The sequence below is a fragment of the Horticoccus luteus genome (assembly GCF_019464535.1).
In the GTDB taxonomy this organism is placed as follows: domain Bacteria; phylum Verrucomicrobiota; class Verrucomicrobiia; order Opitutales; family Opitutaceae; genus Horticoccus; species Horticoccus luteus.
Genome location: NZ_CP080507.1, coordinates 2,061,243 through 2,074,267, shown reverse-complemented (window position 1 = coordinate 2,074,267; position 13,025 = coordinate 2,061,243). Strand labels below are relative to the sequence as shown.

The 13,025-nt window shown below is 65.8% G+C and carries 7 protein-coding genes; 1 reads left to right on the top strand and 6 read right to left on the bottom strand.

Features of this window, described 5'->3' with window-relative positions; genetic code table 11:
* Window positions 1-148: 148 nt before the first annotated feature.
* From K0B96_RS08710 to K0B96_RS08690, 5 genes are all read right to left on the bottom strand, one after another.
* Window positions 149-2,575: an ABC transporter permease gene (locus tag K0B96_RS08710; protein ID WP_220166168.1), complete on the bottom strand. Its 2,427-nt coding sequence runs from the start codon at window positions 2,573-2,575 to the stop codon at window positions 149-151.
* A gap of 138 nt (window positions 2,576-2,713) precedes the next feature.
* Window positions 2,714-5,311, bottom strand: a complete 2,598-nt coding sequence (locus K0B96_RS08705) for an ABC transporter permease (RefSeq protein WP_220166166.1) — start codon at window positions 5,309-5,311, stop codon at window positions 2,714-2,716.
* 81 nt (window positions 5,312-5,392) lie between these two features.
* On the bottom strand, window positions 5,393-7,822 hold the full coding sequence (locus tag K0B96_RS08700) for an ABC transporter permease (protein WP_220166164.1): 2,430 nt from the start codon (window positions 7,820-7,822) through the stop codon (window positions 5,393-5,395).
* A gap of 124 nt (window positions 7,823-7,946) precedes the next feature.
* Window positions 7,947-8,654, bottom strand: coding sequence for an ABC transporter ATP-binding protein (locus K0B96_RS08695; RefSeq protein ID WP_220166162.1), 708 nt, complete (start codon window positions 8,652-8,654; stop codon window positions 7,947-7,949).
* Window positions 8,655-8,800: 146 nt separating this feature from the next.
* Complete coding sequence (locus tag K0B96_RS08690; RefSeq protein ID WP_220166160.1) at window positions 8,801-10,054, bottom strand: efflux RND transporter periplasmic adaptor subunit; 1,254 nt, start codon at window positions 10,052-10,054, stop codon at window positions 8,801-8,803.
* Window positions 10,055-10,296: 242 nt separating this feature from the next.
* Here K0B96_RS08690 and K0B96_RS08685 point away from each other — a divergent pair, with 242 nt between their 5' ends.
* Window positions 10,297-11,631 (top strand): sodium:proton antiporter, encoded by a 1,335-nt coding sequence (locus K0B96_RS08685; protein ID WP_220166158.1) that lies wholly within the window; start codon window positions 10,297-10,299, stop codon window positions 11,629-11,631.
* Window positions 11,632-11,743: 112 nt separating this feature from the next.
* Here the strand turns inward: K0B96_RS08685 and K0B96_RS08680 are convergent, their stop codons facing one another.
* Window positions 11,744-13,018: a Glu/Leu/Phe/Val family dehydrogenase gene (locus K0B96_RS08680; protein WP_220166156.1), complete on the bottom strand. Its 1,275-nt coding sequence runs from the start codon at window positions 13,016-13,018 to the stop codon at window positions 11,744-11,746.
* Window positions 13,019-13,025: the final 7 nt, after the last annotated feature.

Here is a 13,025-nt window from a genome sequence, read left to right as displayed (position 1 = left end):
GGCGCGATGCCGGATTCGCGCGAGGCGCGTTAGTAGCTAATCAATCGATAGATAAAATTTGCGGACCGCACGCGGTGCGGGGCGTTGAGAGCGAAAGTGAAACGGGGCGGTCCCATGAATGGGATGGAGGCGGCGGATGAGGCGCGGGCTACTCGGAGCGGAGCGCGATCAACGGATCGACTTTGGTCGCGCGCCGGGCGGGGAGAAAACTGGCGAGCAGGGCGACGGCGGCGAGGAGCGCGGGGGCGAGGAGAAGGGTCAAGGGATCCGTCGGCGCGACGTCGTAGAGGAGCTGGCCGAGCAGGCGGCTCACGGCCAGATAGCCGGCGAGGCCGAGCGCGAGGCCGACGGCGATGAGCGTCGTGCCTTGGCGCAGGATCAGGCGGAGAATGTCGCCGCGCTGGGCGCCGAGCGCCATGCGGACGCCGATCTCGGGGGTGCGCTGGCCGACGGCAAACGCGAGCACGCCGTAGACCCCGAGCGCGGCGAGGAGGAGCGCGACGGTGGCGAAGATGCCGATGAGGAGCATGGGGGCGCGGCGGCGCACCAGCGCTTCGTCGATCCGCTCGGTCATGAGTTTCACGTCGAACAGCGGTTGCTCGGGGTCGAGCGCGAGCACGGTCTGGCGCAGCGGCGCGATAAGCGTCGCGGGGTCGCGCGCGGTTTTGACGGTGAGGGCGACGTTGCGCGCGGGAGATTGGGCGAAGGAATAATAGAGCGTTTCCTTGGCGGTGGGCTGGTCGAGGTTGGCATTTTTGATGGTGCCGACGACTCCGACGATCTCCCAGTCCTTGGTGCCATCGTCATCTTTGAGATGGGCGCCGACGGGATCGCGATGGGCGAAGTAGCGGTCGGCAAGGAAGTGGTCGATGACGACGACGTTGGCGCGGGCCGCGGTATCGCGTTCATCGATGAGGCGGCCGCGCAGCAGGGGGATGCCGAGGCTGGCAAAATACCCGGGCGTGACCTGCCGCACCTGGCCGTGCGGCTGCGGCTGGCCGGCGGGAGGCGTGTAGCCGACGATGTTGTAGGAGCTCTGGCTGTTGGTGTTGGAGAAAGGCAACGTGGTGGTGAGGCCGGCCGCGGTGACGCCGGGAAGGGCGCGGATTTGGGCGAGCACGGCGTCGGCGAAGGCGGCCTGTTTTTCAGGCGTAGGGTATTTCGTGGCGGGCAACGCGAGTTGGGCGGTGAGGACGTGGGCGGGGTTGAAGCCGGGGTTGACGTTCTGAAGGCGCGCGAAGCTGCGCACGAGGAGCGCGGCGGTGGCCACGAGCATGAGGGAGAGCGCGATCTCCGCGACGACGAGGCCGCTGCGCAGCCAGAGGTGGCGGCGGCTGGCGGTGGCGCGGGTGCCGGCTTCCTTGAGCGCATCGACGGCGCGACCGCTGGCGGCCTGCCACGCGGGGAAGGCGCCGAAGGCGAGGCCGCTGGCGAGCGCGCAGACGAGGGTGAAGACAAACACCCGGGCATCGAGCGCGACGTTGTAACCGCGGGGCATGGCATCGAGGCCGAGGTGGTTGAGGGCGCTGATGCCCCACAACGCGACGACGAGGCCGAGCGCGCCGCCGGCGAGGAAGAGGACAACGCTCTCGGTGAGGAGCAATTGCACGAGGCGGCGGCGGGAGGCGCCGAGGGCGGCGCGGATGGCGAGTTCGCGTTCGCGGCTCATGGCGCGAGCGAGGAGGAGGCTGGCGACATTCGCGCAGCCGATGAGCAGCGCGGCGACGACGCCGGCCTGCACGAACCAGAGCATGGCGCGCACGCCGGAGACGTTGAAATCGAGAAAGCCGATGACGTGGGGCGCGAAGCCGGACGACTTCCAAAACGGCGCGAGGGCGGGGAGGCGCGCGGCGAGCGCGGATTGCAGGGCGTCGAGTTCGGCCTGGGCTTGCGCGAGGGAGACGCCGGGCTTGAGGCGGCCGATGAAGTTGGAAAATTCGGTGCCGCGCTCGTCGTCGGTGCGCTGCGCGGGCGTAATGCGAAAGGGAATCCAGAGCTGCGTGCGCGGGCTGGGAAAATAGAAGCCGGGCGGCATCACGCCGACGACGGTGACGGGTTCGCCGTTGAGCCGGATGTCGCGGCCGATGATGGCGCGGTCACCGCCGAAGCGGTTTTGCCAGAGATCGTAGCTGAGCACGGCGGAGCGGGGCGCGCCGGGATCGGTTTCGTTTTCCGTGAACGTGCGCCCGAGGAGCGGGGGAACGCGAAGGAGCGGAAAGAGGGAAGGCGAAGCGGAAAGGGCGTTGATGCGTTCGGGGGCGGTGCCTTCGGCGGCGAGATTGACGGAGGTGCCGGAATAGATCGCGCCGTCGACGAAGGATTTCGCGGTGCGGCGGTCGAGGTAGTCGGGAATCGACACGCCGGCGTCGGGCAGACCCATGAGCGGGTAGGTGTTGTTGGCGTAAACGAGCTGCTCGGATTCGGGCCACGGGTAGGGCTTGAGGAGGATCGCGTTGAGAACCGAGAAAATGGCGCTGTTGGCTCCGATGCAGAGCGCGAGGGTGAGGACGGCGACGGCGGTGAAGCCGGGGCACTTGGCGAGCTGGCGGACGGCGGCGCGGAAATCAGCGAGCATGGGAAAAACAGGATTGGGCGACGGGATGATGAGACGCGCGCGGGAGCGAACGAAGGTGGCTCGAAGCAGCGCGAAGAAACCAGGTGGTGAAAAGAGAACGAACGAAGCGAACGATTTTGGACGGACGCGCGCGGTGGATTATTCGGAGCGGAGGGCGGTGAGCGGGTTGATGCGGGTGGCGCGGCGGGCGGGAATCCAAGCGGCGACGAAGGCGGCGAGGGCGAGGACGACCGGCGCCACGGTGAACGCGATCGGGTCGGTGGCGCTGACGTGGTAAAGGAGGCTGCTGACGAGCTGGCCGGTGCCGAACGCGAGGAGGACGCCGAGGAGGAGACCGCACGCGAGCATGAGCGTGGCCTCGCGAAGAATCATTTTCAGGACGACTGCGGGTTGGGCGCCGAGGGCCATGCGGATGCCGATCTCGCGGGTGCGGCGGGCGACGGCGTAGGCTTTCACGCCGTAAATGCCGACGACAGCCAGGCCGAGGGCGAGGCCGCCGAATACGGAGAAGAGGGCGGCCCCGGCGCGAACGACCCAGATCTGAATGTTGCCGTCGAGGTGCTGCGGGAAGGATTTGATGGCGAGCACGGGCAGCGTGGCATCGAATTCGCGCACGGTGCGGCGGAGGAGGGCGGTGGTGGCGTTGGCATCCGTGGGGAGCGTGGCGAAACGCACGAGGAAATGGACGTCGCTTTGGAAGCCTCGGCTGTAGGGCAGGTAGATGCTGCTGCCGACCTCCTTCTCGAAGAGGGCGTGACGGGTGGAGGGGACGATGCCGACGACTTGGATAGGTTCACCGGCTTTGATTTCACCGGAATCGGCGGTGGTGCTCATGTTGATGCCACCACCCTCGCCAGAGTTTTTGGCGGCGGGAGCGTGCGTGGCGGCGTATTGGAGTTGCTGGCCGAGCGCGTTGCCATCGGGCCAGAGTTTGCGGGCGAGCGATTCATCGATGATCGCCACCGCCGGGCCGCCGGGCTGGGTGGCCTCAGCCGCGGTGAAAGGCCGGCCCCGGAGGAGAGGGAGTCCCACCGACTTGAAGTAGTCGGCGCCGACGCTGTTCCAACTGGCGAAGTAGGCGAGGCCCTCGGCGGCGGTGGAAGGTTTGGCGTCGGCCGCGGGATAGAGCCCGGCGCGCGAGATCTTTTTGCTTTTCGAGACCATGCCGAAAGGAATGAGGGAGGAAACGCTGGCACTTTCGACGCCGGGAAGGGCGGCGAGGCGGGCATTGAGCTCGTGGTAGAGTTCGCGGGAGCGGACGGGATTCTGGCCGGCGAGACTGGCGTCGACCTGCACGAGCCAGGTGCGTTGGACGTCGAGGCCGGTGTCGACGTTGGCGGCTTTGCCGGCGCCACGGATGAAAAGGGCGGCGGCGGTGAGGAGCGCGAGGGAGAGCGCGATCTGCACGACGACCAAGGGATGGCGCGGAAAATATTTCCAGCGGCGCGGGGCGACGTCCTCGCCGGCTTGTTCCTTGAGGTCGGTGAGGACGTTGCCGCGGGAGAGCTTCAACGCCGGCCCGAGCGCGAAGAGGAGGGTGCCGAACACGCAGAAGAGAAACGTGGCGCCCAGCACGACGGGGCTGAGGCCGGACGGCCAGACGAGGTCGAAGGGCATGAAGCGCAACAGCGAGGCGACGAGGAGATCGGCGGACCAGAGAGCGAGCACCAGGCCGACGACCCCGCCCATGACCGCGAGGACGAAGCCTTCGAGGAGCAGTTGGCGGATGATGCGGGCACGGCCGGCGCCGAGGGCGAGGCGGATGGCGATCTCTTTGCGGCGGGCGGTGCCGCGCGCGAGGAGCATGTTGGCGAGGTTGAGGCAGGCGACGAGGAGCACGACGGCAGACATGCCGAGGAGGAGCGCGCCGAGCGTGGCGATATCGCCATCGCCATCGTTGGGCGTCTCGCTGGTGGAGAGGCGCGAGAGCGGGGCCGTGGTGAACGTCTGGTCTTTCTGTTCGACGGGGAACGCGTGTTCGAGGTTGGCGGCGAGGGTCGCGAGCGCAGGGAGAGCGGTGGCGCCGGTGAGGCCGGGCTTGAGGCGGCCGACGATCATGAGGTCGTGGGTGGAGCGGAGGGCGAGCGCCCGCTGTTCGTCGGCGAGCGTGTCGTTGACTATACGGTCGTAATCGCCGAGCGGCAGCCAGAACGACGGGGAGAAAAGCTGCATCGTGCCGGTGAAGTTTTCGGGGGCGATGCCGACGATGGTGTAGGGGCGGCCGCTGATCAAAACGGTCGAGCCAACCAGGGCGGGATCGAAGCCGCGTTGCTGCCAGTAAGGATAACTGGCGATAGCGACGGCAGGGGCGCTGCCGGGGCGTTCCTCGTCGGGCAGGAAGGCGCGGCCTTGAACCGGGGCGACGCCGAGCACCGAGAAATAGTTGGAGGAGACGAGCTCGGCCAGCGCCCGGCGGGCGTGGTCTTTTTCGCCGATGCCGATCAGCGTGAGGTTGTGCGCGAAGACATCGGTGAACACGGAGTTCTTTTCGCGAATGTCGCGGTAGGTCGGATAGGAGAAGGCGCGGTAGGACGTGGGGTTCTTTTTGTCCTGCGAAAAAACTTGGACGACGGCGGCCGGGTGCGCATAGGACGGCGGAGCGAAGAGAAGCGCGTTGACGATGCTGAAGATGGCGGAGTTGGCGCCGATGCCGAGAGCGAGCACGATGACGGCGGCGACGGTGAAGCCGGGGGTCTTGCCGAGCGTGCGGAGGGCGAAGCGGAAGTCGGAGAGCATGGAGTAGAAGACGAAGATGGGGAGCGACTGAGAGCGGCGAACGGAGGGAGAAACAGGTCGACGGTGGGCGAGGAGTGCGGGTTATTCGGCGCGCAGCGCGGTGAGCGGATCGATGCGGGTGGCGCGGCGCGCGGGCACGTAACACGCGAAAAGTGCGATGGCGGCGAGGAGCACGGGCACGGCGGCGAAGGTCGGCGGATCGTGCGGCGACACGCCGTAGAGGAAGCCCGTCAAGAGTTGCGCGGCGAACCAGGAGCCGACGAACCCGATGAGCAAGCCGGCGGCCACCAGCCGCACGCCGCGACCGAGCATCAGGCGCACGACGCGGCCGGGCTGGGCGCCGAGGGCCATGCGCACGCCGATCTCGGCGGTGCGTTGTGCGACCGCGTAGGACATGACGCCGTAAACGCCGATGCTCGCGAGGAAGAGCGCGATGATGCCGGCCGTGGTGAAGAGCCCGCCGAAGAACGCCTGCGCCCACGCGTCGCGTTGGAAGAGGGCTTCCATCGAATACGCGTTGTAGATCGGCATGTCTTTATTCACGGCGGACACGGCCGAACGCACAGCGGGGAGGAGGCTGGCCGGATTGGCCGCGGTGCGGAGGACGACCGTCATGAAATTGCTCGGTTGCTGCTCGAAGGGGACGTAGAACGTGGGCTGCGGATCGGGACCAGCGAGGCGGAGGCGGGTGTTGCCCACGACGCCGACAATGGTCCGCCATGGCGCCTTCTGATCCGCAGCGGGCGTGAAGGTGCGGAAGCGCCGGCCGAGGGCCTTGGTCAGACTGCCGTAGTGCTGCAAGGCAAACGCTTCGTCCACGATCGCGGTGGGCGGCGAATCGGGCCGGTCAACACCGGCTTGAAAGCGGCGACCGAGGAGCAGCGGAATGCGCATCGTTTGGAAAAAGTCGTGCATCACGGCGCGTTGCTGGCCGAGGGCGGCCTCGCTCAGGGTGCGCGGCTCGGCTTCCCCTTCGATGACGAGGGCGTTGATGCTGTTGTCGTGGGTGAGCGGAACGACGGTGGCGGCGCTGGCGGATTGCACGCCGGGGACGGTTTGGAGGCGGGGCAGGAGGGCGCGAAAGAGGTTGAGCGAGGCGGTGTCGTCGGGCGCCATCGTGGGCGGCAGGCCGACGCGAAACGTGAGAACTTGGCGGGCGTCGAAACCGAGAGCGATGTCCCGCAGTTTTCCGAAGCTGCGCATCATGAGGCCGGCGCCGACGAGGAGGACGAGGGCGAGGGCGACTTCGACGATGACGAGGCTTTGGCGTAAACGGTGGCCGGCGGGACCACCGTCGCCGGCGCCGCGGCCGCTTTCTTTTAATTCGCGCGTGAGGTCGGGCCGCGCGGCCTGCCAGAGGGGGAGGATGCCGAAGAACAACGCCGCGATCAAACCGAGCGCGACGACGACGGCATACACGCGAAGGTCGAAGCCGCGTTGCAACCAGAAGGGGATGTCGGTCTTGACACCGAGCCACATGGCGTCCGCGCCCCACAAGGCCAGGAGGAGCCCCGCGCTGCCGCCCAGAAACGCGAGGACGAGGCCTTCGACGCAGAATTGGCCGATGAGCTGCCGGCGCGTGGCGCCGAGGGCGAGGCGGATGGCGATTTCCTTGGTGCGGGTGACCAGGCGCGCGAGCACGAGGTTGGCGACGTTGAGGCAGGCGATGAGGAAGACGAACGACACCGCGCCGAGAAAAAGGAGGAGCTGCGGGCGGGTGTCGGCGGTGGCTTGTTCGCGCACGTCGCGAAAGGAGACGCCGACATTGCCGTTGGTCACGGGATGTTCGCGCGCGATCGCGCCCATGACGGTGTCAGCTTCAGCCTGGACTTGGGCGAGGGTCACGCCGGGTTTCATCATGGCGTGACCGTCGAGAAAAAAGTTGGCGCGGTCGGTGAGTTGCGCGGGTTCGGGACGATAGACGCTCCAGAGCGCGGAGTTATCCGGGTAAGCCCAGCCGCGCGGCATCACGCCGATGATCTGCGCGGGTTTGCCGTTGAGCGTGACGGTGGTGTTGATGATGTCGCGATCGCCTCCGAAGCGGCGTTGCCAAAGTCCGTAGCTGAGCAACGCGACCTCGGGACTATCCGGTTGGGCGTCGGACGGGAGGAAGTCGCGGCCGATGAAGGGGGCGACGCCCATGTGCTTAAAAGCGTCCCAACTCACGCCGGTGCCGAGGAGCCGTTCGGGTTCATCGGCGCCGGAGAGAATGACGGTGCGATCGGTGCGGACCCAGAGACCGTCGAGGGTGGTCATCCGATGCTGGAGATCGAGAAAGTCGGCGTAGCAAATGCCGATGTCGGAGAGGCCGCGGCTGTGATCGAGTTCGTTGAAATACAGCATCCGCTCCTGGTGCCGGATGTAGGGAAACGGTTTGAGCAAAACCGCGTTGACCGCGGAGAACGCGACCGTCACTGCGCCGATGCCGACGCCGAGAGTGAGCACGGCGACGATCGCGAAGCCGGGCGACTTCGCGAGTTGGCGAAGGGCGAAGCGCAGCGCGGCGAGCATGAGGCGAAACGAGCGAGGTGGACGGGGCGATCAGCGGACAGGGCGGAGCCGGACGCGAGAGGCCGACGAACGGAATTTCCTACTCGCGCTAAACGGCGCGCCCGGGGCGGCGTGACCGAAGCGGTTAAGCGCGGGTGGGATCAGTCTCGACCTGCTCCTGCACGACGCGGCCGTCGAAGATGTGAATGGTGCGGTCGGCGTTGCGCGCGAATCGGGCGTCGTGCGTGACCATGACGATGGTCGCGCCGCCTTGGTGAAGACCGGCGAGGAGCTGCATGACGGAGTCGCCGTTTTTCGAATCGAGGTTGCCGGTGGGCTCGTCGGCGAGGAGGACGGCAGGTTTGCCGGCGAGGGCGCGGGCGACGGCGACGCGTTGCTGCTGACCGCCGGAAAGCTGCGAGGGCAGATGCTTCGCGCGATGCGCCATGCCGACTTTTTCCAGCGCTTCGGTGACGGCGATTTTGCGTTCGCTGGCGGGCATGCCGCGGTAAGTGAGCGGGAGTTCGACGTTCTCGTAAACGGTGAGATCGCCGATGAGATTGAACGATTGGAAAATGAAACCGATCTCGCGATTGCGGATGCGGGCGCGCTCGGGGAGCGAGAGGCCCTGCACGGGGCGGCCGTTGAGAAGATAGGTGCCATCGGTCGGCGAATCGAGGAGACCGAGGATGGAGAGCAAGGTGGACTTGCCGCAACCGGACGGGCCGGCGATGGAGACGAATTCGCCTTTGACGATGTCGATGTGAATGCCGGAGAGGGCGTGCGTTTCGACCTCGTCGGTGAGGAAGACTTTGGTGACGCCGTCGAGTTTGATGAGAGATTCTGGATTCATGGGGAAGAGAGGAGGAAGCGGGCGTTAGGAGTCGGCGGAAGTGTCGGCGGCAACCAAGGCGGTCAGCAGCGCGACGAGAACAACAGCGGGGAGCATGGCGGGATAAACACGGCGAGAGCCGGAAAAGTTACGCGCGGCGGAGCGGATCAGTTCAACTTGATGCGGTCGTTGGCATCCCACTGCGACATGTCGGAGAGGATGACGCGGTCGCCGGGTTGGAGGCCGTTGACGATTTCGATCGTGTTGACGGAGCTGCGGCCAAGCTGGACCTGCGTGCGGGTGGCGTAGATGCCGTCGGCGTCGAGCTTGAACATGCCGACGGTGCTGTGTTCCTGGCCAAACGCGGGGCGGCCGACGTAAACGACGTCGTTGAGGCGCTCGAGTTCGATGGTGCCATCGACGGACAGATCCGGCCGCGCGCCGCGGGGGAGCTCCTGCGTCATCGTCACGTCGACGGTGACGGTGCCGTTTTGCACGGAGGGATCGATGCGGGAGACTTTACCGGCCGCGATGCCGTTGCGCGTATCGATGGTCGCGGGCTGGCCGATCTGGATGTCCTTGGCCTGCGTCTCGGCGACGCGGACTTCGGCCTTAAGGCGATGGGGATCAGCGACGCGGGCGAGGTTGGTGCCGGGTTGGACTTGGGCGCCGACTTCGACGGGGAGAAGTTGCAGGACGCCGGTCATGCCCGCGCGGACGGTGAGGGCATCGAGCTCGTCCTGACGGAGTTTGGCCTGACTGCGGAGCCGGTCGACTTCGGCGGCTTTGACGGCGAGTTGGGGTGCGATCGAATCCTGCGCGAAGGCGTAGCGTTTTTGCTCGATGGTGTTGCGCGTGGCGGCTTGCTCGGCGGTGACTTTGGTGAGGCGCATTTCGAGCGGCGAAACGAGGCCGTCTTGAAACAACTGGTCGTTCACCTCGGCGCGAAGTTTCGCCTGTTCGTAATCGGCTTTCGCGGTGGCGGCGGTGGATTCGGCGGCGAGGACGCTGCTTTCGAGGGTCACCTTGAGGTTGGCGAGTTCGGCTTCCGCGGCCTTGAGCTGCGAGTCGGCGTCGGTGGCGGCGCGCACGACGTCGGGGTTGGTGAGGATGAGGATGACGCTGGTCTCACTCACATCGGCGCCGGGGCGCAGGACGATTTTATCGACGCGGCCTTGGGTGCGGGCGGCGATCCACGTGATTTCCTCGGGGACGAGCGTGCCGAGGCCGCGCACCTGGCGGAGCATTTCGCCGCGTTTGACGGTGTCGATCCACACGAGGTTGCGTTCGACGCTGGGCGCGGCGGGCTTGAGGCGCGCGAGGAGGACGGTGATGACGGCGAGCGCGACCACAATGCCGGCGGCGAGGAGGATGCGTTTCTTGCGCTTGGCTTTCGTTTGGTCGGGGCGCGGGATGTCCATGGTGCGCGACAGACTTTGCAAGGCGCGTGCCAAGGCAACGAAACAGACCTAAGTCGTTTGAGGGCAACGCGCAGAAAGTATTGGTGGCTTTTGAAGCCGGCGGCCAGGCGCCGAAGGCGGGAAGCGGACGTCCCGGAAATGGGATGCGAACGGAGGTTGGCGGTGGGCGAAAAGGTGGCCGAGCGCGCAAAGTTGCGACGCTGGCTTGCGGCGGCGGCATGAGTTCTGCATCACGCGGTCGCATGTTTCAGCTTTCCCTCGCGACGGTCAGTCATGGCGCAGTCGCATCGATCCCGCTCATCCTGGTGGCACCGTTCGCGCTGTTGCTGCTGCTTATCGCCACGATGCCGCTCACGCCCCCGCGGGTGAAGCATCTGTGGGAGCACTATTATCCGCACATCGCGATCGGCCTGGGGCTGGTGGTGGCGGCATATTATCTATGGCGCGTGGAAGGCGGCGGCACGGTGATCGGGCACACGGCGCACGAGTATTTCTCGTTCATCAGCCTCATCGGGGCGCTGTACGTGGTGGCGGGCGGGATTCACATCAAGGTGAAGGGCGAATCGACGCCGGTGGTGAACGTGGCGTTTCTCGCGGTCGGCGCGGTGCTGGCGAACTTCATCGGCACGACGGGCGCCTCGATGGTAATGATCCGGCCATGGATCCGGTTGAACAAGATCCGCATCAGCGCGTTTCACATCGTATTTTTCATCTTCGTGGTTTCAAACGTCGGCGGTGCGCTGACGCCGATCGGCGATCCGCCGTTGTTTCTGGGCTACCTGCGCGGCGTGCCGTTCTTCTGGCTGCTCGACCACGTGATCGGGCAGTGGATCGTGACGCTGGTGGCGCTGCTGGTGGCGTTTTACGTGTTCGATCGACGGTCGTTTGCGCGGATGCCGGTGCGCTTGCGGCACGAAAGCGAGGCGCCGGATACGTGGCGCTTCGACGGCATGATGAACGTGCTGTTCCTGGGCGTGATCATCGCGGCGGTGTTTCTGCCGGACTACTGGTTTCTCCGCGAAATCGTGATGCTCGGAGCGGCGGTGGCGAGCTACCGGCTGACGCCGAAAGATGTGCATTTGGAAAATCACTTCAGCTTCGGCCCGATCAAGGAGGTGGCGTTTCTCTTCATCGGTATTTTCGCCACGATGATGCCCGCGTTGAACTATCTGGAGCAGCACGGTCACGAATTCGGTTTCGAGCGCGCGCCGGCGTATTATTTCGCTTCGGGCGGGCTCTCGGCGGTGCTGGATAATGCGCCGACGTATGTGAATTTCCTGAAGCTGGCCGAGGTCAGCGCGTCGACCGGTGGCGGTGGAGAATCGACCCCGGCGGCGGAGCACGCGGCGGTGCATCAACTGCTCGCCGACCGGCCGGAACTCGTGATCGCGGTCAGCCTTGGCGCGGTATTTTTCGGCGCGATGACCTACATCGGCAACGGCCCCAATTTCATGGTGAAATCGATCGCGGAGTCGGCGGGCGTGCGGGTGCCGTCGTTCTTCGGCTACATCGGTCGCTACAGTTTGCCGATCCTGCTGCCGATCCTCGCGGTGTGCGGCTGGATTTTCCTGCACTGACCGGTGGTTGAGGCGCGGCGACGGGCGGACGTTCGTGGCGGCCGGGCGGGAGCGTGGCGGCGGGCTTGGGCGGGACGCCCAAGCCACGCGAGTGCGGGCGGACCGGGTGCGTTTACGGGAAGAGGCCGCGCGCGGCCTTGGCGTCGGCGACGCGTTGCACACCGAGCGTGAGCGCGGCGAGACGGCGGCTGAATTTGAACTTCCGTTTTTGGTAGTCGACGGACGTCTTCGCTTTGTCGAGGACGGCGTAGAGTTTGGTCATCACCTCGTCGCGCGACCAATAGAAGTTCTGCAGATTTTGCAGCCATTCGAAATACGAGACGATGACGCCGCCGGAATTGCAGAGCACGTCGGGGATGACCTCGATCTCGTCGCGCTGGTTGAGGATTTTGTCGGCGGCGTTGGTCGTCGGGCCGTTGGCGGCTTCGGCGAGGACGCGGCAGCGGAGCTTGGGTGCATTTTTTTCGGTGATGACGCGCTCGAGGGCGGCGGGCACGAGGACCGTGCATTTCAACTCGAGGAGCTGCTCGTTGGTGATGGGTTCACCGCCATCGAAATCCTTCAACACGCGCTGGTATTGCACGTATTTCAACGCGCGTTGCACATCGATGCCCTTGGGGTTGTGAAAGGCGCCGGTGTAGTCGGAGATCGCGATGATTTTCGCGCCGTAATTCGCGAGGGCGAGGGCCGTTTCACTGCCGACATTGCCGAAGCCTTGAATCGCCACCGTGGCCTTCTTGATCGGGATCTTGAGGTCGGCGAGATACTGTTTCACGAGATAGGCGACGCCCGCCCCCGTGGCTTCACGGCGACCTTGTGAACCGCCGAGGGCGATCGGTTTGCCGGTGACGACGGCGGTCTCGAGATGGCCGGCGTGGTTGGAATACGTATCCATCATCCAGCCCATGATTTTCTCGTTGGTGCCGACGTCGGGTGCGGGCACGTCGGTGTGCGGGCCGACGAAGTTGATCATCTCCTGCATGTAGCGGCGGGAAAGATGTTCGAGCTCACGTTCGGAAAGTTGGTGCGGATCCACGATCACGCCGCCTTTCGCACCGCCGTAGGGCAGGCCGACGAGGGAGCACTTCCAACTCATCCACATCGAGAGCGCGGCGACTTCACCCAACGTGACGTGTTGGTGAAAACGGATGCCGCCTTTGGACGGACCGGTGGAGAGGTTGTGCTGGACGCGATAGCCTTCGAAGACCGTCACCGAGCCATCATCGCGCTCGACGGGCAGGGCCACGGCGAGGCAGCGGCGGGGATATTTCGTGCGATCGCGGATGGCCTCCGGGAGATTGATCGCGTCGGCCGCCTGATCGAACTGGCGGCACGCCATGCGAAACACATCGGAGTCATACAGAGTGGAAATAATTACCTTGGACATGGGGTTG

What these genes read in the sequence shown, in the direction of transcription:
- K0B96_RS08685 (WP_220166158.1), top strand. Translation starts at nt 10,297, where the DNA reads ATGTTTCAGCTTTCCCTCGCGACGGTCAGTCATGGCGCAGTCGCATCG.
- K0B96_RS08695 (WP_220166162.1), bottom strand. Translation starts at nt 8,654, where the DNA reads ATGAATCCAGAATCTCTCATCAAACTCGACGGCGTCACCAAAGTCTTC.
- K0B96_RS08705 (WP_220166166.1), bottom strand. Translation starts at nt 5,311, where the DNA reads ATGCTCTCCGACTTCCGCTTCGCCCTCCGCACGCTCGGCAAGACCCCC.
- K0B96_RS08680 (WP_220166156.1), bottom strand. Translation starts at nt 13,018, where the DNA reads ATGTCCAAGGTAATTATTTCCACTCTGTATGACTCCGATGTGTTTCGC.
- K0B96_RS08710 (WP_220166168.1), bottom strand. Translation starts at nt 2,575, where the DNA reads ATGCTCGCTGATTTCCGCGCCGCCGTCCGCCAGCTCGCCAAGTGCCCC.
- K0B96_RS08690 (WP_220166160.1), bottom strand. Translation starts at nt 10,054, where the DNA reads ATGGACATCCCGCGCCCCGACCAAACGAAAGCCAAGCGCAAGAAACGC.
- K0B96_RS08700 (WP_220166164.1), bottom strand. Translation starts at nt 7,822, where the DNA reads ATGCTCGCCGCGCTGCGCTTCGCCCTTCGCCAACTCGCGAAGTCGCCC.